A 22094-nucleotide genomic window follows, 5' to 3' on the forward strand; every position below is an offset into this window, starting at 1 on the left:
TCCGTGAACCACGTTCCCCCTTCGGGGAAGCGTTCCATTGTGAAGGTGAACGGAGATATGACCATGGTTGGATGAGTCGTCATCGGAGCAGGTGCGACCGGAGTCGCGGCCGCCGGGCAACTGGCCGAAAGCGGCAAGCGGGTCCGCCTCATCACCCGCAGCGGCAGTGGCCCTGACCACCCCGCCATCGAACGGGTCGCCTTGGACGCGGGCCGCACTGACGAGCTGGCCGAGGCGCTGGCCAGTGCGGCCACGGTCTTCAACGCCGCCATGACCGCCTACCAGACCTGGCCGGAGACCATGCCGCCGTTGTTTGCCTCGATTCTCGCCGCGACCGAGCGGGCCGGGGCCGACTACGTGATGCTCGGCAATCACTACGGCTATCAGCAAACCGCCGGGCCGGTCACCCGAGCGCACCCCGATGGCCCCGCACACCCGAAAGGGCCGGGTGAGGGCCGAACTGTGGCTCATGGCACTGCTGTCCTTCACCGATCCGCTGTGGCGGGAGTTCGCCGAGATGAGCTATATGTCCGAGCGTCCGTTCGTCGTGGACGACAGCGATGTCCGCGATGCCTTCGGTCTCAAGCCTTCGACGCTCCGCGACGCGGTGGCTGCCTGATGTGGCGGTGGGCGGGCCGGGGCTCCCGGCCCGCCCACCGCCGAACGCCTCTGACGCTCACTTCCGGTGCCGCTGGCGATCCCGACGCAGGTAAATGACAAGGAGAGCGATGAAGGCTGTCGCGGCCCCAACTGCGAGCCATATATGCCAGGGTTCGCCTTCCGGGCCTGCGAGGTGAAGCGATGCAACCGCCGTCTGTGCCCTCATGGGGCCTACTGCCCCCTTCTGCGACGCAGGTAGTTGCGGAAACTCGCCGACTGCATCCAACCGGCCAGTATCACCACCGCAACAACGACTACCACGAGGATTGCCTGCATCGGGGTACTCACTTCAGCCCTTCCGTGTTGAGAGTGCTGTGTGAAGCCCTGGTGGGGTGTTGCGGGTGGTTACTGGGGTGGGGAATGCAGCGCTGATGTCAGTTCCGGTGGGCACTCCGCCGCAGGGCACCCCGCCTCCCGTAAGAAGGCATCGAAGAGGCTCACCGCGGAGAGGAAAGTGCTCCGGCCCTCACGCATGAGATCCGCACTCTTTGCCCGCTCCTCCCGCTCCCCCCGCACGTCGAGCAACTGAGTACCCTGGAGGAATCGGTTGATGCCGTCGGTCGCCTGCTGTGTCAGTTGGTTCAGCCGCTGCTGGGCGCCCGCCTCGCTCGCCAGGCGCGCGATGTCCTTTCGAGCTTCCACGTTTTCGCGCAGTGACTCTGCGAGCTCGTTCGCTATGCGGATGACCATGGGGATCTCTTGCCGCGCCTGCACCGTTCCCAAGGGGGCGGGGTGGGTGACGCCGGTGCCGTCCGCGAGCGGGTCGTCGAGGCCGAAGCTTCTGACGGGCAGCATGGCCAGGGCGGCCTTCTTGGCCACCGAGTCCGACGTCGGTTCCCAGGCCGATCCGAACTGGGCGCCGTGCCAGCCGACGAGCTCATCGGTGCCCTCCGGAGCAGGCCGTCCGGCGGATCCGTCGGATGGTTCGAACACGGCCCGCTCGTGTCCGGTGCCCGCGGCTCTCAGCTTCAGGAACTCCCGCTGAGCTTCGTCCGCATCGAATGCGACGCCCTTACGCTCGTTCTCCTTCAGCCAGTTGACGAACTGCTGTTGGTACTCGGGATCCCTGGGCCGATTCACGGAGTTGTATCCCGCGGCTTCGAGTTGGTCGAGCGCGGCGAAGTGTTGCGAGGTCTGGTCCATCGTGAAGCCCGGCGACTGGTGGGCCTGGTACTCGCCGGTGCGTTCCTTCGTGCCGTATCGGGGGCCGTTCTTTTCGTGCGTGGCCCACTTTTCGGGGCCCGACCAGAGGTTGTACTGCGTGAGGTCCATTTGCTGACCTCCTGCTTCACGGCTTCTCTCGCTCAGCTCGGCCATGCTCGCGCGCATCTGGTCATAGATCTGCTGCGTGTGGAGCTGCAGTGCCGTCATTTTGTCGAGTACGAGCTGGTTGGACAGGTCGTCGTCGCCTTGATGGCTGTGCGCGAACGTTCCTACGGACTTGGCTCGTTGGGTTGCGGGGGTCTGTTCGTGACCGCTCCCGTCACCGTGCTGGGGCTGTTCCCGTGCCCATGCATGGCCGGCTGCCTGGAGCATCTGGACCACCGCCGCGTTCCCTGCAGCACTCGGCCGGGCGAAGAGGCCTGCGGGACCAGTCGTACGCGAGGATTTCGAGGGTGTGCGGCCGACTGCTTTCTGCTCGGAGGTGCGGGCTTGCTCGTTGGCGTACATCGGGTCCCTCTCACACACTGCGGGCTCGCGGTTTCATGCCCGTCCGGCCGAGCTGATCAAGCCTGAGAGAGCAAGAGTCTCAGGGGGCATCAACGTATGTCCATGGCCCCGTGGGTCATCACAGCTATGCGAAATTGCCCTTTAGGGCAGGGGGAATTGCAGGGCCAGGGCCGTGCGCCCCGGCGGCACCGGAACAGGCTCGCTGTTCTGGTGCCGCGTTCTGAGGCCTCAGCCCCGCAGGCGCGCCCAGGTCTTGGGGCCGACGATGCCGTCGTCATTGAGACCCCAGGTGCGCTGGAACGTCTTCACTGCCTTGAGAGTGTCACCGCCGAATGTGCCGTCGACTCCGTAGCGGCCGATGTTGTACCCCCGGTACTGGAGAATCGCCTGGATCTCCCTGACCTTGTTGCCGCGGTCGCCGTAGTCGGCGTACGTGTTGTTGACGTCGTAACCGCAGTAGTAGCCGAAGTTCGAGTAGTAGGCGCAGGCGGCCAGGGTTGCGGACGGGGCTGTCGACGGGGTGGCTGCCGGTGGGCTCGCGGCCGATGCGGTGGCGGCGACTCCGGTGACCGCCGTCCCGGCGAGGAGGCCCGCGGCCAGCAAGGTCGCGGCAGTGCGGTGGATGGGCATGTGAGCTCCCTGGTGAAAGGGCGGCGTCGGGGCCGCCTCGGATGGGAATGCCCGGGCACTGTCCACGCTAGGAAGACGGCCGACGGGATACGTCAACCGACGGTGTGATTCCTGCCTACTCCCCCGGTTTGTGGGCCTGCCCTAACGGTTTGTCGGCCTGCCCCCACGGTTTGTGGCGTGGTCAACCCTCGTCGTAGTGCGAGGTGAGTTCCTCAAACGTGCGCGGTACGGCGGAGGCGATCGCCGGCTCGGGCCGGGAGGGGTAAAGCTCACCCCGTTCCCGTCGAGTGCGTTGAAGACGGTCACGCGACCCGTCTCGAAGGCGAAGCTGATGTCGACGTTTCCCTGAGCGGCGTCTCCGCCCGTCCATTCGAGCAGTTCGGCCTCCTTGACCGGCAGGCCCCGCAGCGCCTGCAGCCCGGGGAAAGGTTCGGGGCGCCATTGCAGGTCGAAGCCGGGCCAGCGGACTGGATGGGCAGGGTCGATCGTGTTCCACGTCAGGGAAAGGTCGCCCAGCTTCTGGTAGTTGATCTCGATCTGCCGGCCATCGAAGTCGAGCAGCACCGGGCAGTCGCAGAACCACTCGTCATCCCTGAGGTCCCACACCATCCAGGCCCTCGTGAGCGTCCGGCCGGTCAGACCACGCAGACGATGCCCATGTTCCCGTACGACGTCACCACGGTCGCCCAACCATGCTGGCTGGTAGCCCGTGATGCCGAAATCGAACATGACGTCATCCTGCCAGAGGAGTCCCTGTAGGTAGTTGGCACCTGGGACACGCGCGTTGGCACTGCCCTCGTTGGTCTATGTCAAGATTCACGGGTGGAGATGACCGACGTCACGCGTGCGATCGCGGCTGCGACTTCGGTCGCCGCATCGCTCGACCTGCCGGCTGACAACGCGGTCGTTCTCCACAACTCGAACAAGTTGGCACTACGGCTGATGCCGTGCGGCGTCTTTGCCCGTATCGCCCCTGTGGGACAAGAGGTTGCGGAGTTCGAGGTCGACCTCGCTCAGCGGCTCACCGGGGTCGGCTGCCCGGTGTGTCCCTTGGAGCCTCGGGCGGACCCGCGGGTGTACAGGCGCGATGGCTTCACAGTGACGCTGTGGACCTACTACGAGCCCGTGACACCTCCCACCTCACCGATCGGCTACGCCAAGGCGCTGGAGCAGTTGCACGTCGGCATGCGCAAGGTCGATGTGCCGAGCCCGAGGTTCACGGACCGGATCACCGAGGCGGAAGAAGTTGTCGCCGACCCGGATCGCTCGCCGGAGCTCGCCGACGCAGACCGGGTGTTCCTCGGTGGCAGGCTGACGAGCCTGCGACGAGCGATCGACGACCGCGGCGCCGTGGAGCAGTTGCTCCACGGCGAGCCGCATCCAGGGAATCTGCTCAGCACGGTGAACGGCCCGTTGTTCATCGACCTTGAGACGTGCTGCCGCGGGCCCGTCGAGTTCGACCTCGCCCATGTTCCCGAGGCGGTCTGCGAGCACTACCCGAACATCGACCATGGGCTGTTGGACGAGTGTCGGCAGCTGGTCCTTGCGATGGTCGCCGCGTGGCGTTGGGAGCTCGGCGACCAGTTTCCGAACGGGAGGCGATTCGGAGAAGAGCTCCTGCGTGCACTGCACGAGGGTCCTCCTTGGCCGACACTCGACACGATGAGCAAGCGGCTGGGCGGCCTGTAGAAAACGCCGAAGGGCATAGCAAGACGGCATGGACCCAGCGGCCGAGGCCGACAAATGAAGCGTCATGCCCGGGCCGTCGGCAGGATCATCCGGATCGATGCCGCAGGGAGAGAGACCAGTGATCACCGCTACTCAGGGAGTGAAGCTCACATCGTTCTGCGCGATGTGCGGTGGCGAGCTGGTCCGTGACGCCGGTCAGTTCATCGACTGCGGTCAGTTGTGGTGGGGCGTTACAAGCCAGTGCCAAGCCTGCCCGGACGCGTGGTGCGAGATGGACACAGGCCCAGCTCCCGAAGACATGAGGCAGGCTCTACTGAGAGAACACGGGGCTGCTCGGCTTCACCTTGCGGACAAGGACGCGGGCCTGGTTCCCGTGCTGCGGGCCCTGCGCGAGATGCAGGGCCTCTCGCTGGGCGCAGCGCGGCTCATGGCCGCCGACCTCAAGGACGTCGGCCTGGTCGGCACGTCCGTGGAAATGGCCTACCTGGCTGAGGGACTGCGCAACCGGTCCGTCACGGTGACCATCACCCGATTGCGGCCCGCTGACTCACCCGACGGTCAGCGCGATGATCTGGGATGTGATCATCATTGAGCTGGTGATCGTCGCGTTGCGGCCCGAGCTCGGAGCGCACTTACCCCCCACCCACATCGGCTGAAGGAGAGACACATGACCGCGGACACCGTCATCGCGTGCGGCAAGGGCCACGTCTTCTGGGGTACGTGGGTGCCCGGTGCCTCGGTGACCACCGTCCGGCTCGGTCCGCGCCGGTTGGGCATGTGCAAGGCGGGCCGGCACCTGTCGCTGCTGCGGCGCGTCGATGAGAGCGAGCTGACGGGCGAGCAGCGCGCCGCCCTCCTCGACGCGGCGTGACGGGAGTACGCGATCGGCGGGCTGAGCCCTGCGCGGCGCTCGTGTGGCCTGCTCCTCACCCCCCGCCCGCCGTACGCGCCATGCGGGCCAGCAGCGTGTGCAGTGTGTCCTGCTCGTCCGGGGTGAGGGGGGCGAGGAGTTCGTCGGTGACTCCGCGGGCCACCTCGTCGGAGTCGCGCAGGAAGTCGCTGCCCGCCGGGGCCAGGGCGACGATGCGGCGGCGGCGGTCGTCGGGAGCGGGGCGGCGCTCGACGAAGCCGAGGCGTTCCAGGTCGTCGACCAGGCCGACGATCGCGCTCGGGTCGTAGCCGAGCTGTCGGCTCAACTCGCGCTGTGCGGCGCCTTCCACGGTGGCCAGGTAGCGCAGCAGGGCGTAGTGGCGCAGGCGTAGGCCCGAGCGTTCGAGCGCCGCGTTGAAGAGCTGGCCCGAGCGCAGGCCGAGCCGGTACAGCAGGTAGCCCGCGTCCGCGTGCAGGCCGCGCATCCAGGGTGCCCCCTCGTCCACGGGCCCGTCCTGCACGGGAGCGGGCTTCTCCGGCGCGGGCACTGACCCTGCCCGCGCAGGCGCAGCCTCCCGCGCAGCCGCAGCCTCCCGCACAGGCACAGGCCTCTCCTTCACGGGCTCGGTGGTCGTCTTCCGGGTGGGCATGACGGGCGCTCTCCCTGATCGGTGCTCCGGCGTAGGCGTGTGCGGCGATGGTCGCCCGCCCGGTCAGCATGCCGTACCACTGGTGTCGACAACAACCATTGACGGCAACAACGGTTTGTCTTAACTTCCTTTCCGCGGGCCGACGCCGCCCGCACCGATCGGGCCCCGCCGACACTCCCGGCGCTCGTACGCCCCGTAACTCCCCTGTTTTCGCTGCCTGTTGACGTCTGTCGACGCCTAATGGCGCCTGTTGAAGGGATCAGTCCGTGCTGGACACCAACCCCATGGACCTGGGCGGCAAAGTCGCCGTCGTCACCGGTTCGGGGCGTGGCCTCGGCCTCGCCTATGCCTTGGCCCTCGCCCGTGCCGGGGCCGCCGTGGTCGTCAACGACGTCGACGCCGCGGCCGCCGACAGCGCCGTCGAAAGCATCGTGGCGGCTGGCGGCCGTGCGGTCGCCGAGTGCGTCGCGGTCGGCACGACCGAGGCCGCCGACCGCCTCGTCGCCCGTGCCGTCGAGGAGTTCGGCCGCCTGGACGTGATGGTGACCAACGCCGGGATCCTGCGCGACCGGGTGCTGTGGAAGATGTCCGACGACGACTTCGACGCAGTCGTCACGACGCACCTGCGGGGCACGTTCACCTGTGCGCGTGCCGCCGCGGTGCGGATGCGGGAGCAGGGCGAGGGCGGCCGCCTCATCCTGGTCGGCTCGCCCGCCGGGCAGCGCGGCAACTTCGGCCAGACCAACTACGCCGCCGCCAAGGCCGGTATCGCCGCCATGGCCCGTACCTGGTCGATGGAGCTGGCCAGGGCGGACATCACCGTCAACGCGATCGTGCCGGTCGCCGCGACCGCGATGACCGAGACCATCCCCGCCTTCGCCCCGCATGTGGAGGCGATGCGGGAAGGGCGGCCGCTGCCGGACTTCCTGCGCAAGGGCGAGGGGTTCGGGACGGTGGAGGACTGTGCGGCGCTCGTCCCCTTCCTCGCCTCCGACGCCGCCCGGGACGTGACCGGGCAGTGCGTCGGCATCGGCGGCGACCGGCTCACCCTGTGGTCGCACCCGCACGAGGCTGCCGTGGCGTACGCGGACGGCGGCTGGACACCGCAGACCATCGCCGCCGCCTGGCACACCTCGGTGGGCAGCGCGCCCGAGACGGTCGGCATCCCCGCGCCCAAGACGCCGACAGCGATGCCGACATCGACACCAGCATCGGCACCGATGCCGACGCCGACGCCGGGGAAGTGAGGACCTTGAATCTCCGCGAGCTGACCGCGATCGACGTCCACACCCACGCGGAGGTCTCCTCGCGCGGGCACGCCTCCCTCGACAAGGAGCTGGACGCCGCCTCCAGCGCGTACTTCAAGGTCGAGGGCCGCGAACGCAAGCCCACCCTGGAGGAGATGGCCGCCTACTACCGCGAGCGCGCGATGGCCGCCGTCGTCTTCACGGTGGACGCCGAGTCCGCCACCGGCACCGCGCCCGTCCCGAACGAGGAGGTCGCCGAGGCCGCGGCCGCCCACCCGGACGTGCTGATCCCCTTCGCCTCCATCGACCCGTTCCGCGGGAAGGCGGGCGTGCGGCAGGCCCGCCGGCTGGTGGCGGAGTACGGGGTCAAGGGCTTCAAGTTCCACCCGAGCATCCAGGGTTTCTTCCCCAACGACCGCTCCCTGACCTACGCGCTGTACGAGGTGATCGAGGAGAGCGGCGCCATCGCCCTCTTCCACACCGGGCAGACCGGCATCGGCGCGGGCGTCCCTGGCGGCGGCGGGATCCGTCTGAAGTACTCGAATCCGATGTACGTCGACGACGTCGCCGCCGACTTCCCGCATCTGAAGATCATCCTGGCGCATCCGTCCTTCCCCTGGCAGGACGAGGCCCTGGCCGTCGCCACCCACAAACCGGGCGTGCACATCGACCTCTCCGGCTGGTCGCCGAAGTACTTCCCGCCCCAACTCGTCCACTACGCCAACACGTTGCTGCAGGACAAGGTCCTCTTCGGCTCCGACTTCCCCGTCCTCACCCCCGACCGCTGGCTCGCCGACTTCGAACGGCTCGCGATCAAGGAAGAGGTCCGCCCCAAGATCCTCAAGGAGAACGCCGCCCGCCTGCTCGGGCTCAAGTAGAGGGGGCACCATGCGCAACGAAGGACTCGGCTCCTGGCCCGCCCGCCGGGCCCGCAAGACCCCGCACCGCACCGCCCTGGTCCACGAGGGCCGCCCCCTCAGCTACGCGGCCCTGCACTCCCGCGTCCTGCGGCTCGCCCACGCCCTGCGCGCCCGCGGCGTCCGGCGCGGCGACCGGGTCGCCTTCCTCGGACCCAACCACCCCGCCTTCCTGGAGACCTTCTTCGCGACCGGCGCGCTCGGCGCGGTCTTCGTGCCGCTCAACGCCCGCCTGAGCGCGCCCGAGATCGCCTACCAGCTCACCGACGCGGGCGCCCGCACACTGGTCCACTCCCCCGCGCACACCCCAGTCGTGCGGGAACTGCGGTCGGCAGGGCAGCTCGACTTCGCGCTCGAAGTGGGGGCGGCGTACGAGGAGTTGATCGCGGGATCGGTCGAGGATCCCCTGGACGAGGCCGTCGGTGCGGACGAGGTCTGTCTCCTGATGTACACCTCCGGCACCACCGGCCGCCCCAAGGGCGCCATGCTCACCCACGCCAACCTCACCTGGAACGCCGTCAACGTCCTGGTCGACACCGATCTCGTCGCCGACACCGTCGCGCTGGTCTGCGCGCCGCTCTTCCACGCGGCCGCGCTCGGCATGCTCGCCCTGCCCGTCCTGCTCAAGGGCGGTACCTGCGTGCTCGCCGCGTCCTTCGACCCGGCCGAGGTCCTGGACACCGTCGAACGCGACGCGGTGACCGCGATGTTCGGGGTGCCCACGATGTACGAGCGCCTCACCCGCGAGCCGCGCTGGCCGGCGGCCGACCTGTCCTCCCTGCGGATCCTGATGTGCGGCGGGGCGCCCGTGCCCCTCCCGCTGATCGAGACGTACGCGCGGCGCGGGCTCGCCTTCCAGCAGGGGTACGGGATGACGGAGGCCGCGCCCGGCGCACTCTATCTGGACGCCGAGCACGCGGTGCCCAAGGCGGGTTCGGCGGGGGTGCCGCACTTCTTCACCGACGTACGCGTCGTACGTCCCGACCGCACTACGGCCGCGATCGGTGAGACCGGTGAGGTGCTGGTGCGGGGCCCGCATGTGATGGCCGGGTACTGGCAGTTGCCCGAGGAGACGGCCGCCGCGTTCGCCGACGGCTGGCTGCGTACCGGCGACGCCGCTCGGGTGGACGCCGACGGCTTCGTCACCATCGCGGACCGCCTCAAAGACATGATCATCTCCGGTGGCGAGAACGTCTATCCCGCCGAGGTCGAGAGCGCCCTCCTCGCCCACCCGGACGTGGTGGAGTGCGCCGTCATCGGCGTACCGGACCCGCGGTGGGGCGAAGTGCCGCGCGCCGTCGCCGTGCCGCGCGAGGGCAGCGACCCGGACCCGGAGGAGGTGCTGGGCTTCCTGGCCGGCCGGCTCGCCAAGTACAAGATCCCCGCCTCCCTGGTGTTCGTGCCCGAACTGCCGCGCACCGCCACCGGGAAGCTCCACAAACCCAGCCTGCGCCGCGACCACGGCGCCCCGCACCCGACCCCCTCCATGCAGACCGAAGAAGGAGAAGCGCGATGACCCGCACGGTCCAAGGACTCGACGAACTGGCCGCCCTCGCCGGAAGCGAACTCGGCCTCACTGACTGGCTCGACGTCGGCCAGGAGCGCATCGACACCTTCGCCGACGCGACCGGCGACCACCAGTGGATCCACACGGACCCCGAGAAGGCCGCGCACGGGCCGTTCGGGGCGCCGATCGCCCACGGATACCTCACCCTGGCCCTGTTCATCCCGCTCTTCACCGACCTCCTGGACGTCCAGGGCGTCACCACGAAGGTCAACTACGGCCTGGACAAGGTGCGCTTCCCCGCGCCCGTGAAGGCCGGCTCGCGGATACGGCTGCGCGCCACGCTCGCCTCCGTCGACGAGGTCGCGGGCGGCGTGCAGATCGCGGTCGACGGCACGATCGAGATCGAGGGCGGCGACAAGCCCGCGTGCGTCCTGCGGAGCCTGTCCCGCTTCTACGCCTGAGGGGCCGGCCACCATGACACACCCGCCCACCAGAAAGACGGGCTCCCCGCCCGGGCCGCAGGACGGCCCCCGGGCGAGACGCGACGCCGGGTCCGGGCAGCTGCGCCGCGTCGCGCTGTCCGGACTGCTCGGCACCGCGGTCGAGTTCTACGACTTCCTCGTCTACGGGACCGTCGCCGCACTCGTCTTCGGTGACCTCTTCTTCCCCGAGGCCGACCCGGCGGTGGGCACGGTGGCCGCCTTCGGCACGTTCGCCGCGGGCTATGTCGCCCGGCCCATCGGCGGCATCGTCTTCGGCCACTTCGGCGACCGGCTCGGCCGCAAGTCGATGATGCTCCTGACCATGGTCCTGATGGGCGCCGGCAGCTTCCTGATCGGGCTGCTGCCCACCTACGACACGATCGGCGTCTGGGCGCCCGTGCTGCTGGTCCTGCTCCGCGTCGTGCAGGGCCTCGCGATCGGCGGCGAGTGGGGCGGCGCGACCCTCATGGTCGCCGAGCACGCGGGCGAGCGGCCGCGCGGCCTGTGGACCAGCTTCACCCAACTCGGCGCCCCGCTGGGCACGGTCCTGTCGACCGGGGTCGTCGCCCTGGTGAGCATGCTGCCCGACGACGATTTCCGCTCCTGGGGCTGGCGGGTGCCGTTCCTGCTCTCGCTGCTGCTGCTCGGCGCCGGTCTGTACGTACGGCTGAAGGTCACCGAGAGCCCGCTCTTCACCTCGCTGACCCACAGCCGGGAGCGGTCACGGATGCCGCTGCTCGACGTCCTGCGCGCGCCCCGGCCCGTGCTGCTCGCCTCGGCGGTCGGCATCGGGCCCTTCACCGCGCAGGCGCTGATGACCAGCTTCCTCATCTCCTACGCCGTCGACGAGGGCTACAGCCGCCCCCAGGTGCTCACCGGGGTCACCGTCGCCTCCGGCGTCGCGCTGATCGTCCTGCCCTGCGCGAACCACCTCTCCGACCGCTTCGGGCGCCGGCCCGTGGTGCTGGCCGGCGCCCTGCTCTCGGCCGCGACCGCCTTCCCGGTCTTCGCGCTCGTGGACAGCCACCGGCCCGGACTGCTGATCCTGGCCTGCGTGATCGGGCACGGGATCGCCCAGTCCGTGATGTACGGGCCGCTGGGCGCGCTGTTCAGCGAGATGTTCGCCACCCGGGTGCGGTACACCGGTGCCTCGCTCGGCTATCAGAGCGCGACGCTGCTCGGCGCCGGGTTCTCCCCGCTGATCGCCAGCAGCCTGACCGCCCACCACTCCAGCGACGCCGTCGCTCTGCTGCTCACCGCCGGAAGCGCGATCACCGCGCTCGCCGTGTGGCGGGTCAAGGAGACGAACACACGCAACCTCGCCGCACCAGGAGAATCCGTATGAAACGCCTCACCGCCCGGCCGGGCGCAGCCCTGCGGCCCGCAGCTCTGCGGTCGGCCGTCGGCCTCGCCGCCCTGCTGCTCCTCGCGGCGACCTCGGCCCCCGCCACCGCCACCGCCTCGTCCCCCGGCAGCTCCGGCCGCCACCTCGAAGGCACCCTGCCCTCCGGCGCCGCCTACATGATCGACACTCCGGCCGGCTGGAACGGCACCGTGCTGCTCTTCAGCCACGGCTACCGCCCCCAGGGCTCCCCCAACCCGGCCGTCGACGCGCCCGACGCAGCCACGAAGAAGCTGCTCCTGAAGCAGGGGTACGCGCTCGTCGGTTCCTCGTACGCGACGACCGGCTGGTCCGTGCAACAGGCGGTGCCCGATCAGCTGGCCGCGCTCGACACCTTCACCCAAAGGGTCGGCGAGGCCGAACGGACCCTCGCCTGGGGTCAGTCGCTCGGCGGGCTCATCACCACGACGATCGCCGAGCGCCACCCGGGGCGTATCGACGGTTCCCTCGCCATGTGTGGCCTCGTGCACGGCGGCGTGGCCAACTGGAACTCCACGCTGGACGCCACCTTCGCCCTGCGCACGCTCCTCGCCCCGCGCTCCGGCATCCGCCTCACCGGGTTCCAGGGCGCCGCGGACGCCGCCGCCTCCGCGCAGCGGCTCGGGGAGAGTCTCGGCGCGGCCCAGCAGACGGGGCGCGGCCGGGCCCGTATCGCGCTGGCGGCGGCGCTGCACAACATCCCGGGCTGGAACGACCCGGCCACCCCCCGGCCCGCCCCCAACGACCACTCCGCCCGGCAGGCCAACCAGTACACGGCGGTACGTGGCCTGGTCGCCCAGCCCGGTTTCCTGTGGCGGGCGGAGGCCGAGCGCCGCGCGGGCGGCAACATGTCCTGGAACACGGGCGTCGACTACTCGGCGATGCTCGCGCGCTCCGCCCACTACAAGCAGGTCAAGGCCCTCTACAAGTCGGCGGGCCTGTCGCTCGGCGGTGACCTCGCCTCGCTCGCCCGGGCGCCCCGCATCGGCGCGGAGCCGAAGGCGGTCCGCTACATGGCCGAGCACGCCGCGCCCTCGGGCCGGCTGCGCAAGCCCCAGCTCGACATCCACACCACCGGCGACGCGCTCGTCCCGGTGCAGGTGGAGAGCGCCTACCGCCGTGCGGTGGCCCGCGCGGGCCGCGCTCCTTTGCTGCGTCAGGCGTACACGGACAACGCCGGGCACTGCACGTTCAGCCCCGCGGAACAGCTCGCCGCCCTGCGCACGGTGGAGCGGCGGCTCACGACGGGCCACTGGGGCAGCACGTCCCCCGCCGTCCTCAACTCCCGCGCACGGCAGGCCGATCCGTCCACCCCGGCGCGATACACCGCCTACCGGCCCGGCCCCTTCAGCCGCCAGGCCGGTTTCTGATCACTTGGCGGAGGGGAGCTGCCCGCGCACCCACCGGGGATGAGGGTTGGTGTGGGGCCGGCCGGCCGGCCACGACGACGGTCGGCACGGTCTCACTGCCGTCGTTGGCCGCCCTGACCGCAGCGGCGGCCGCCGGGTCCCGCCAGATGTCGACCCAGTGCAACTGGCGGGCGTCGCGGCCCAGCCGGATGCGCAGCCGTATGCAGTACTTGCAGCCCGGCCGCCAGAAGACGACCGGCCGCCCATCGACCGCACTGCGGCGCTGCGCCTCCCGCACACCGACCGCCCGGGGAAAGACCAGGGGCGAGTTCACACCCGCGAGCACCAGGAACCCCGCCAGGCATGCCGCGGCTGCACCGGAGCTCCCCACGAGGGCCGGCCCGGTGGCGACGGCGGCACCGCAGAGCACGAACAGCATCGGCAAGATCCAAGCGCGCATCATGGTGCGCAGGCTACCGACAGGCCGAAACGGCGTGCATCGGGGCGCCCGGGGGGTCGTTCCCCGGGCGCCCACGAAGCCGTGCGCCACAATCTGTCGTTCCGGATCAGCAGGAACTGGTGCGCAGGGCCCGCCAGGTGTCGGGGCCGACGTCACCGTCGACATCGATGCGTGCACAGCTCTGCAGCCACCTCACGCCCCTGAGGGTGGCCGGTCCGAAATCGGAGTCCTGCTCCAGCCACTCGGGGAAGCCGCTGTAGTGGTTGAGGAGACACTGGACTTCCCAGACCCGGACGTTGGACTGTCCGTACGTGGTGAGCGTTGTGCCGTTGTAGCGGCCGCAGGGTGCCATCGCCGTCGAGGCGGTGGACTGCTCGGTCTGTGCCGCGGCTGGTGACGGTGCGGCGGCGAGGCCGAACAGTACCCCTCCGGACAGGACAAGTGCGGCCATCGAGCGCGCGTACGTGGACTTCATGCTTCCTCCGATCGGTCTGATGCCGTTCCCCTCGGTGCTTCGCAGCCCAGTGTGGAGCGCTGCTCGCGCCGCCCGACACCTGCGTACGCCTGGACGCAATGTCCCCGGTCAGCGGGGCCGTCCTCCTGCGGAGAGCTGAGCCCGAAAAGCATCTGGCACCGGACCCGCCGCGCCCCGGAGCATGAAATGCAGCCAGACACAGCCGGTCGGCCACGGGGGCAGGGACATGCTGAGAATCCACTTCACGGGAGACGACCTGGCACGAACCGTGCTGGCCGACGAACCCGACGCCCTGTGGGAGGTGTCGATCAGCCTGCATCGGCTCCAGCGCCGTGACACCGGGGTGGTCTTCGGGCCGTGGCGGGCCCAGGCCCTGCCCCGGATCCCCGCGTCGACCCGGCTTCTTTCCTCCCTGGCCCCGGCCAAGGGTTACTGTCCGGACTTCCTCACGCCCGCCCAAGGGGCCCCGCGCGCCGCCCAGATGGAGGCGTTCCGCTCCACCGGCCGCGAGACGATCCGCACCGAGCTGGGCGAGTTCCGCCGGCAGAACCCTCATACGCGTCTGCCGTCGTGGTGCACCCGGCTCGCGGATGGCTGCGCCGAGACGCTGGGCCGTCTCGTGGAGGCCACGGACACCTACTTCGATGCCTGCCTGACTCCGCACTGGGACCGCATCCGCACGCAGGTGCACCATGACCGGGCGCGTCGCACGGCAGTACTCGCACGCGGCGGCTGGGAAGCGCTGTTCCGCACCCTGCATCCCACGGCGCGCTGGAGCCATCCGGTGCTGGAACTCGACTACCCCGTGCACCAGGAGATGCATCTCCAGGGGCGCGGCCTGGTCCTGCAGCCGTCCTTCTTCTGCCGCTACAACGTCACCAGCCTCTTCAACCCACGGTTGCCGCCCGTACTGGTCCACCCCATCGACCACGATCTCGACTGGGCCCTGCCCGCTCGCCCCGCAGGCAAGACGAAGCCCTTGGCCATGCTGCTCGGCACCACGCGGGCCCAGCTCCTGGACGCGGCGGCGAACGGCACGGCCACCACCCGGCAACTGGCCCGCATGGCCCACACCACGCCGCCCAACGCCAGTCGGCACCTCACCGCCCTGCGCGAAGCCGCCCTGGTCCGCAGCCATCGCCACCGCAACACGGTCCTGCACACCGCCACTCCCCTGGGCATCGCCCTGCTCGAGGGCCACCAGCCCTCGCTGCCCGCCTGAGGACCTGTGTCATGGCGGTGCCCACGGAGCTGTCATGCGGCCAGGCTTCGTACCTCGTCCAGCAGGTGGGCCTGGCGCAGGGTGTCCTTGGTGGGAGTGGTGCCGGTGTGTGCCGCGGTGGTGAAGGCGGTGATGGTGGCGGCCACCTGGTCGTGGGGGGCCAGGGGGATTTTTTCGAGGTCTCCGTTCCGGTGCAGTTCGATGGCCGGGGCGAAGTCCGCGGGTGGGGTGAAGGCGCGGTGGACCGTGATGCGGCCTGTGCTGCCCCACAGTTCGTATCGGGAGAGGTAGGCGTGTTCGATGCCGAAGGTGATCTGTGCCGTGACTCCCTCGGGGGTGCGCAGCAGGACGGCGCCCGAGGTGTCGACCTCGCGGCCGCGGCCTTGTGTGAGGTGGGCTCCGGCGACTTCCAGGTGGGGGCCGAGGATGTGCAGGGCCGCGCGCAGTGGGTAGAGGCCGACGTCCGTCAGCGCGCCGCCGCCGAGTTCGGGCCGGTGGCGGATGTCCGTGTCCGCCAGGGGCGGGATGGTGAACGCCGCGTGCAGTGCGCGGAGTTCGCCGATCGTGCCGTCGGCCGCCAGGCGTCGTACCACTTCGTGCTGGGGGTGGTGGACGAACATGACGTTCTCCATCAGTGCCAGTCCGCGGCCCCTGGCGAGCTCGAGGAGTTGGCGGGTGCGGGTGGCGGTCGTCGTCAGGGGCTTCTCCGCGAGTACGTGTTTGCCGGCGTCGAGAGCGGCCTCGACCCACCGCTCGTGCAGCGCGGCGGGCAGCGGCACGTAGACGGCATCGACCTCCTTGAGGTCCAGCAGTTCGGCGTAGCCCTGTACCGCGCGGCCGCCGAAGCGTGCTGTGGCCCGTTCGGCCTTCTCCAGGGAGCGGCTGGCGATGGCGGCGATCTCGGTGTCCGCGTGGGCTGCGAAGCCGGGGAGCATCCGGCGCACCGCGATGTCCGCGCAGCCGATCACCCCGATGCGCACCGGTTCGTTCATCGGGCGGCCGCCGCTGCCGCGTTGAGGCAGGCCAGCAGGGTGCGCCCCTGGACGTTGACGTAGTGGCCGTGGCGGGTCAGGGAGGTGAGCTGTGCCGGGGTGACCCAGGCGTAGCCGGGCGGGGGGTTCTGGGGTGCGTCGGTGTCGTCCGCGTCCACGAGCAGGTAGCGGCTTTCGGCGTTGAGGAAGCGGCCGCCCTCCTCCGAGTGGAGGGCCTCGTAGCGGATCCGGTCCTGGGGCGCGCGCAGCACCGTGTCGAGGAAGCGCGGCCGGTCCCGTGCGTCGAGGTGGGCGTAGTTCTCGGGGGTGTACTGCACGGTGGGTCCCAGTTCGATCGTGTCGAGGAAGCCTCCTTCGACGCGGGCGTGGACCAGGACGTGGGGCACGCCCTCGAACTCGCGGGTGAGGAAGGCGGTGACGCCCTGGCCCACCGGTTCGAACAGGGGCTGGGTCCATCCGGTCACTTCGCGGTTGCCTGCCCGCACGGAGACCGCCACCACCCGGAAGTAGCGGCCGTCCTCGTGCTCGATGGTGCTCTCGCCGCGCTTCCACCGGGGGATGCCCGCCAGCGGGACCCGCTCGGCCCGTACCGCGTGCCGGGCGCGTTCCCCGGTGATCCAGGAGAGCAGCTCGGTGTCGCTGAGCAGCGCTCTGTCTGCGGTGTCCGGGTGGGGCAGGCAGGACAGGACGGTGCGCGAGTCCATGTTGACGACGTTGTCCCGGTGGAGGAGTTCGCTGATCTGGCCGAGGGTGAGCCAGCAGAAGTCGTCGAGCAGCGGCACGTCGCCGGTTGCTTCCACGATCATGTTGCGGTTGGACTTGCGGTAGAACCACGAGCCGTGTTCGGACTGCAGCACATCGGCGACAACGCGGCCGCGGCGCGGGCCGACGAAGTACTCGATGTACTTCACGTCCGCGCCCTTGTGGACCTTGGTGTAGTTGCTGCGGGTGGCCTGGACCGTGGGTGAGAGCTGGAGCAGGTTCGGGTTGCCCGGTTCCATCTTCGCCTGCATCAGGAAGTGCGGCACTCCGTCGAACTCCTTGACGAGGATGCCCAGGATGCCGACCTCGGACTGCTTGATGATGGGCTGGTGCCAGTCGGCGTACGGGCCGTCCCCGTGCGGGCCGTCCTCCTCGGTGACGTGCAGTCCTTCGACGGTGAAGAAGCGGCCGCTGCGGTGGGCGAGGTTGCCGGTGTGCTCCTCGAACGACCAGCCGTCCAGCTCGGCGAACGGTATGCGGTCCACGCGGAACTCGTTGACCGAGCCCCGTTCGGCCAGCCAGGCAGCGAAGTCCCTGGTGGGCAGCTGGACTCCGTCGTCGGCCGCGGCGGACAGGGCGATGCGGGACGGCAGATGGGCGTCGGCGCGTGCTTGGAGTGCGGAGCGAGGGGACGGAGAGGGCATCGGGGGGCTCCCTGGGTCTGGTGCGCCGCACCGCGAGCGGTCGGACACGACGGCGTGGGGTGGCAGGGGCTCAGCCGCGCGCGGCCACGAACTCCTTGATCGAGCCGGTGACGTAGTCCAGCATCTCGTCGGTGAGCGCCGGATAGACGCCGATCCAGAAGGTGTGGTCGGTGATGATGTCGCTGTTGGTCAGCTCGCCGGCGATCCGGTGCGGCTGGTCGATGTAGGCCGGGTGGCGGGTCAGGTTGCCGCCGAACAGCCGGCGGGTGCCGATCTTCCGGTCCTCCAGGAAGGCGACCAGTTCGGCGCGGCCGTAGGGCGCCTCGGGGTCCACGGTGAGGGCGAAACCGAACCAGCTCGGGTCGGAGCGGAGGGTGGCCTGCGGGAGCAGCAGGCCCGGTACGCCGTCCAGGCCGTCCCTGAGCCGTCGCCAGTTGCGCTTCCTGGCGTCGATGAAGTCGTCCAGCTTGGCCAGCTGGGTCAGTCCCAGGGCCGCCTGAATGTCGGTCGCCTTCAGGTTGTAACCGACGTGGGAGAAGATGTACTTGTGGTCGTACCCGGCGGGCAGGTTGCCCATCTGGTAGTTGAAGCGCTTGAGGCACTTGTCGTTCTCGCCGGGCTCGCACCAGCAGTCCCGGCCCCAGTCGCGCAGTGACTCCACGATCCGGGCGAGGCTCAGGTTCGAGGTCAGTACGCAGCCGCCCTCTCCCATGGTGAGGTGGTGGGCCGGGTAGAAGCTGACGGTGGTCATGTCGCCGAAGGAGCCGGTGAGCTGCCCGTCGTACAGCGAGCCGACCGCGTCGCAGTTGTCCTCGATCAGGAACAGGTCGTGTTCCTCGGCGAGTTGGGCGATCTCGGTGACGGGGAACGGGTTGCCCAGGGCGTGCGCGATGATGATGGCCCGTGTTTTGGGGCCGATGGCGGCCGCGACGCGGTCGGCTGTCGTGTTGTAGGTGGCGAGGTCCACGTCCACGAAGACGGGGACGAGGCCGTTCTGCAGGATCGGGTTGACGGTGGTCGGGAAGCCCGCCGCGACGGTGATCACCTCGTCGCCGGGTTTCAGCCGTGTCTCCTCCAGGGTGTGCGAGGTGAGCGCCGAGACGGCCAGCAGGTTCGCCGACGAACCGGAGTTGGTGAGGTGGGCCTTGCGGCGCTTGAGCCGTCGGGCGAAGGCCGACTCGAACTGGCGGCAGCTGCGCCCGGCGGCGATGCGCATCTCCAGCGCGGCCTCCACCATGGTCGTGCGGTCCGCCTCGTCCAGCACGGCACCGGACGGCCAGATCTCGGTCGTGCCGGGGACGAACTCCCGTTGCGGGGAGACCTCCTGGTGGTACTTGCGGGCCTCTTCGAGTATCAGTTCCTTGCGGTCGCTCACGCTGATTCCTCTTCCATGTCCGGCGTGTGGGCGGTGACACCAAACGGGGGTGCCCCGGGCGGGAGTACGGGCGCGAGCCACTCGTCGGCGCCGGCGGCGCGCCCTGGGCTCAGGTCGGCTCGGGCGTCCCGGGGCGGCATGGGGCCGATGAGCGGGCCGCAGCCGTCGTGGGGCGGCGTCGCGGTCGTCCGGGTGCGGGCATCGGCTTCCTTCGCTCAGGTCACGGCGGGCCACCGGGGGCGCCCGCAGAGAGCTCGCAGCCTGCCGCTCCCGGGCCGGACGCCGCACCCCCTAACTCACCCCTATCCGCCCCTCCCCCGCAGGCAGCCACGGCGGCACGGCACATGGGGCAGAAGGTGGCATCGGCCGGTCCCGGGCGCGGGCTGTGAAAAGGCGGGAGGGGCGAACACGGTGTGTGCCCGTGTCCGCCCCTCCCTTTTTCTTCAGGACCAGCGGGGGTTCCGATCCCGAAGCGGGGGCCACATCCGACCGGGCGGGCCCGGTCGGGGGTGGGGTTCAGGGGTGGCTCCGCGTCCGTGCCCTGAGGCGGGCCGGTGTCCGTGGAGCACGGTGGCTGCGCGGGTGTGCCGGCCGGTCAGGCCCGGTGGCGCCCGGCGGCGGTCTGCTGGTCCGGGGGCGTGACGGGCTCGGCGTCGCCGTGGCTGACCGGGGCCGCGCCCTTCTCCGCCGCCGGGACGCCGCGCAGTGCCAGGGCGGCGAGGATCGTGGCGCCCAGCAGGAGCGCCGCGCCGACGCCCGCGGCGAGGTTGAAGCCGCTGGTGTAGGCCTCGCGGGCGGCCTGGAGCAGGTCCTCGGACAGCCGGCCCTCGAGCGTGCCGGCCACGTGGACGGCGCCGGCCATGGTCTCCCCGGCGGCGTCGGCGGCCTCGGCGGGGATGCCCTCGGGCAGCTTGTCCTCGATGTCGTTGCGGAACACCGCGGTACCGATGCTGCCCAGGACGGCCATGCCCAGGGCGCCGCCGAATTCGCTGGAGGTCTCCGAGAGCGCCGAGACCGAGCCGGCCTGGTGGGCGGGCGAGATGCCCAGTGCGATGTCGACGACCTGGGAGAGGACGCCGACGACTCCGCCGCCGAGGATGCCGGCGCCCGCGATCAGCATCCACAGCGAGTCGGTGCCGACCTGGGTGAGCACCACGAACCCGCCGGTGGCGACGGTGAATCCGGTGACGATGACGGGCCTGCGGCCGAAGGCCTGGGCCGCGGCGGCGGCGGCCGGGGCGCCCATCAGGACGGCGACCGAGGGCAGCAGGCTCCAGAGGGCGGCCTCCAGGGCGGACTTGCCGAGCACCGACTGGAGGTACTGGGCGGTGAAGTACGCCGAGCCCATCATGGCGAACATGATCAGCATGTTGAGGAACATGACCGCGCTGAACCCGGCATTCCGGAAGAGGGCGGGGTCCACCATCGGGCTGTGGTAGGTGCGCTGGCGGTAGACGAAGAGGGTGGCGAAGGCGAGGCCGACGACCATGCTCACCAGGTAGGTGACCGCGAACCCCTCGGCGGCGAACTCCTTGAGGGCGTAGACGATCGGCAGTACGGCCGCCATCGACAGCGGAACACTGACCAGGTCGAACTTGCCCACGCTCACGTCGCGGAACTCGGGGACCAGCAGCGGCATGGCCACCAGCAGCAGGATCATGGCCGGCAGGTTGACCAGGAAGACCGAGCCCCACCAGAAGTACTCGAGCAGGACGCCGCTGAGCACCGAGCCGAGCGCCACGCCGCCGGCCAGCGCGCCGGACCAGATCGCGATCGCGGTCGATCGCTGCTTGTCGTCCCGGAAGATGCGCCGCACCAGGCTGAGCGTGGAGGGCATCAGGGTGGCGCCGCCGAGGCCGAGCAGGGCGCGGGCCGCGATCAGCATCTCGGGGCTGGTGGCGTAGGCCGCGGCGACCGAGGCGAGGCCGAAGGCCGTGGCGCCGCAGAGCAGCAGTTTCCGGGGGCCGATGCGGTCGCCGAGCGAGCCCATGGTGATCAGGAGGCCCGCGATGATGAACGCGTAGATGTCGAAGATCCACAGCTGCTGGGTGCCGGTCGGCTCCAGGTCGGCGCTGAGGGCGGGGATGGCGAAGTAGAGGACGGAGACGTCCATCGATACCAGCAGCAGCGGCAGCAGCAGGACGGCGAAGGCCGTCCACTCCCGCCGGCCGGCGCGCTGGGGCAGGGACGGGCCGGGGGGCGAGGGCACGGTGGCGTCGGTCATGGCGGCAAGTGTACACACGTTTAATACGGCTGTCTAAGACGAGCGTCTGACACGTGCGTCTAAGGCACCTGTCTAATAGCGGTGTTTTAAACAGCCGTGCAGTACGCTGACCCCCATGGGAGCTCGTGACGATCTGCTGGAGGGCGCGAAGCGCTGCCTGCTGGACAAGGGGTATCTGCGCACCACCGCACGCGATATCGCCGCTGCCTCGGGAGCCAATCTGGCCTCCATCGGCTATCACTACGGGTCCAAGCAGGCGCTGATGCGCCAAGCCCTGATCCAGGCGATGGGTGACTGGACCGAGGACATGCAGCGGGCGCTCCACGCCGAGCTGGCGCCGGACATAGACCCGCTCGTGCGGCAGGAGCGCAGCTGGCAGCGGGCCGTTGAGCTGCTGGAGGAGCACCGCGGCCTGTGGCGCGCGCAGTTCGAGGCCCTGGTGCAGACGGACGACGACCCGGAGCTGCTGACGCTGCTGCGCGCCGCGCAGCCCGAGGCGCGCCGGGCGCTGGCCGCCCTGTTCCAGGGTGTGCCGGAGGATCAGGTCAGCAGCGAGGACGAGCGGGTGCTCGGCTCGTTCTATCTGACGCTGGTGACGGGGCTGCTGATGCAGTACGCGGTCGGCCTGGAGGACAGCGCGCCCACGGGCGCGGAGTTCGCCCGCGCGCTGCGCCGCGCCACCGGGTTCATCACCGATGCGCAGGGCGGGACGGCGGCCGCCGCTCCCCCGGACGCGACGGCCACCGGCGGCGGCGCGGCCGGCGAGGACGCCGGAGCCCCCGGCCAGGCCCGCTCGGCCTCGCTCACCGGCGGCCGTTAGGCCCCGGCCGGCCTGTCCGGTGGCTCCCGCGAGGTTCAAGGGGGCGATAGGGGTGGGCCCGCACTCC

General features: G+C 70.3%; 21 protein-coding genes and 1 pseudogene. 12 read left to right on the forward strand and 10 right to left on the reverse strand.

Going from position 1 to position 22094, the window contains the following annotated elements; translation table 11 throughout:
• The first annotated feature begins 469 nt into the window (after nt 1-469).
• Nucleotides 470-619, forward strand: coding sequence for a hypothetical protein (locus tag ACZ56E_RS36225; RefSeq protein ID WP_471220963.1), 150 nt, complete (start codon nt 470-472; stop codon nt 617-619).
• Between the two features lie 386 nt (nt 620-1005).
• Here ACZ56E_RS36225 and ACZ56E_RS36230 read toward each other — a convergent pair whose 3' ends face one another.
• From ACZ56E_RS36230 to ACZ56E_RS36240, 3 genes are all read right to left on the reverse strand, one after another.
• The gene (locus ACZ56E_RS36230) at nt 1006-2331 is read right to left on the reverse strand and encodes a hypothetical protein (protein ID WP_471220965.1); all 1326 of its coding nucleotides are present in this window, start codon (nt 2329-2331) and stop codon (nt 1006-1008) included.
• Nucleotides 2332-2559: 228 nt separating this feature from the next.
• Nucleotides 2560-2961: a peptidoglycan-binding domain-containing protein gene (locus ACZ56E_RS36235; protein WP_471220967.1), complete on the reverse strand. Its 402-nt coding sequence runs from the start codon at nt 2959-2961 to the stop codon at nt 2560-2562.
• 141 nt (nt 2962-3102) lie between these two features.
• Entirely contained in the window at nt 3103-3690 is a 588-nt protein-coding gene (locus ACZ56E_RS36240) for a hypothetical protein (RefSeq protein WP_471220968.1), read from the reverse strand.
• Nucleotides 3691-3789: 99 nt separating this feature from the next.
• Between ACZ56E_RS36240 and ACZ56E_RS36245 the strand changes: the two genes are divergently transcribed.
• The 3 genes from ACZ56E_RS36245 (at nt 3790) to ACZ56E_RS36255 (ending at nt 5521) form a co-directional block, all read left to right on the forward strand.
• Nucleotides 3790-4650, forward strand: coding sequence for a phosphotransferase (locus ACZ56E_RS36245; RefSeq protein WP_471221009.1), 861 nt, complete (start codon nt 3790-3792; stop codon nt 4648-4650).
• A gap of 118 nt (nt 4651-4768) precedes the next feature.
• The gene (locus tag ACZ56E_RS36250; RefSeq protein WP_471220970.1) at nt 4769-5242 is read left to right on the forward strand and encodes a hypothetical protein; all 474 of its coding nucleotides are present in this window, start codon (nt 4769-4771) and stop codon (nt 5240-5242) included.
• Nucleotides 5243-5317: 75 nt separating this feature from the next.
• Complete coding sequence (locus ACZ56E_RS36255; RefSeq protein WP_471220972.1) at nt 5318-5521, forward strand: hypothetical protein; 204 nt, start codon at nt 5318-5320, stop codon at nt 5519-5521.
• 55 nt (nt 5522-5576) lie between these two features.
• On the opposite strand, the gene ACZ56E_RS36260 is transcribed toward ACZ56E_RS36255, so the two are convergent.
• Nucleotides 5577-6005 carry a MarR family winged helix-turn-helix transcriptional regulator gene (locus ACZ56E_RS36260; RefSeq protein WP_471221011.1) on the reverse strand — a complete coding sequence of 143 codons (429 nt, stop codon included), beginning with the start codon at nt 6003-6005 and terminating at the stop codon, nt 5577-5579.
• 449 nt (nt 6006-6454) lie between these two features.
• Here ACZ56E_RS36260 and ACZ56E_RS36265 point away from each other — a divergent pair, with 449 nt between their 5' ends.
• Genes ACZ56E_RS36265 through ACZ56E_RS36290 form a run of 6 tightly spaced genes read left to right on the forward strand, consistent with a single transcriptional unit; the run spans nt 6455 to nt 13074 of the window.
• Nucleotides 6455-7417: an SDR family NAD(P)-dependent oxidoreductase gene (locus ACZ56E_RS36265; RefSeq protein WP_471221013.1), complete on the forward strand. Its 963-nt coding sequence runs from the start codon at nt 6455-6457 to the stop codon at nt 7415-7417.
• Nucleotides 7418-7422: 5 nt separating this feature from the next.
• Complete coding sequence (locus tag ACZ56E_RS36270) at nt 7423-8295, forward strand: amidohydrolase family protein (RefSeq protein WP_471220975.1); 873 nt, start codon at nt 7423-7425, stop codon at nt 8293-8295.
• Between the two features lie 10 nt (nt 8296-8305).
• Entirely contained in the window at nt 8306-9850 is a 1545-nt protein-coding gene (locus ACZ56E_RS36275) for an acyl-CoA synthetase (RefSeq protein ID WP_471220977.1), read from the forward strand.
• Nucleotides 9847-10302 (forward strand): MaoC family dehydratase, encoded by a 456-nt coding sequence (locus tag ACZ56E_RS36280; protein ID WP_468612795.1) that lies wholly within the window; start codon nt 9847-9849, stop codon nt 10300-10302. The genes ACZ56E_RS36275 and ACZ56E_RS36280 overlap by 4 nt, the downstream gene beginning before the upstream one ends.
• A 13-nt stretch (nt 10303-10315) precedes the next feature.
• Nucleotides 10316-11668 (forward strand): MFS transporter, encoded by a 1353-nt coding sequence (locus ACZ56E_RS36285; protein WP_471220979.1) that lies wholly within the window; start codon nt 10316-10318, stop codon nt 11666-11668.
• Nucleotides 11665-13074: an alpha/beta hydrolase family protein gene (locus tag ACZ56E_RS36290; RefSeq protein WP_471220982.1), complete on the forward strand. Its 1410-nt coding sequence runs from the start codon at nt 11665-11667 to the stop codon at nt 13072-13074. The genes ACZ56E_RS36285 and ACZ56E_RS36290 overlap by 4 nt, the downstream gene beginning before the upstream one ends.
• On the opposite strand, the pseudogene ACZ56E_RS36295 reads toward ACZ56E_RS36290, so the two are convergent.
• Nucleotides 13075-13516: pseudogene (locus ACZ56E_RS36295) on the reverse strand (glutaredoxin domain-containing protein). It abuts the gene before it with no gap.
• 103 nt (nt 13517-13619) lie between these two features.
• Nucleotides 13620-13988 carry a peptidoglycan-binding domain-containing protein gene (locus tag ACZ56E_RS36300; protein ID WP_471220984.1) on the reverse strand — a complete coding sequence of 123 codons (369 nt, stop codon included), beginning with the start codon at nt 13986-13988 and terminating at the stop codon, nt 13620-13622.
• A gap of 226 nt (nt 13989-14214) precedes the next feature.
• Here ACZ56E_RS36300 and ACZ56E_RS36305 point away from each other — a divergent pair, with 226 nt between their 5' ends.
• Nucleotides 14215-15210, forward strand: coding sequence for an ArsR/SmtB family transcription factor (locus ACZ56E_RS36305; RefSeq protein WP_471220986.1), 996 nt, complete (start codon nt 14215-14217; stop codon nt 15208-15210).
• A gap of 32 nt (nt 15211-15242) precedes the next feature.
• Here the strand turns inward: ACZ56E_RS36305 and ACZ56E_RS36310 are convergent, their stop codons facing one another.
• The 4 genes from ACZ56E_RS36310 to ACZ56E_RS36325 all read right to left on the reverse strand — a co-directional run bounded on the left by ACZ56E_RS36310 (nt 15243) and on the right by ACZ56E_RS36325 (nt 21207).
• Nucleotides 15243-16202: a Gfo/Idh/MocA family protein gene (locus tag ACZ56E_RS36310; protein ID WP_471220988.1), complete on the reverse strand. Its 960-nt coding sequence runs from the start codon at nt 16200-16202 to the stop codon at nt 15243-15245.
• Complete coding sequence (locus ACZ56E_RS36315) at nt 16199-17608, reverse strand: NDP-hexose 2,3-dehydratase family protein (RefSeq protein ID WP_471220990.1); 1410 nt, start codon at nt 17606-17608, stop codon at nt 16199-16201. The genes ACZ56E_RS36310 and ACZ56E_RS36315 overlap by 4 nt, the downstream gene beginning before the upstream one ends.
• A 70-nt stretch (nt 17609-17678) precedes the next feature.
• Complete coding sequence (gene rfbH, locus ACZ56E_RS36320; RefSeq protein ID WP_471220992.1) at nt 17679-18983, reverse strand: lipopolysaccharide biosynthesis protein RfbH; 1305 nt, start codon at nt 18981-18983, stop codon at nt 17679-17681.
• Nucleotides 18984-19578: 595 nt separating this feature from the next.
• Nucleotides 19579-21207 (reverse strand): MFS transporter, encoded by a 1629-nt coding sequence (locus tag ACZ56E_RS36325; protein WP_471220994.1) that lies wholly within the window; start codon nt 21205-21207, stop codon nt 19579-19581.
• Between the two features lie 115 nt (nt 21208-21322).
• Between ACZ56E_RS36325 and ACZ56E_RS36330 the strand changes: the two genes are divergently transcribed.
• Entirely contained in the window at nt 21323-22027 is a 705-nt protein-coding gene (locus ACZ56E_RS36330) for a TetR/AcrR family transcriptional regulator (protein WP_471220995.1), read from the forward strand.
• The last annotated feature ends 67 nt before the right edge of the window (nt 22028-22094 follow it).

Source organism: Streptomyces sp. NPDC039480, assembly GCF_055597165.1.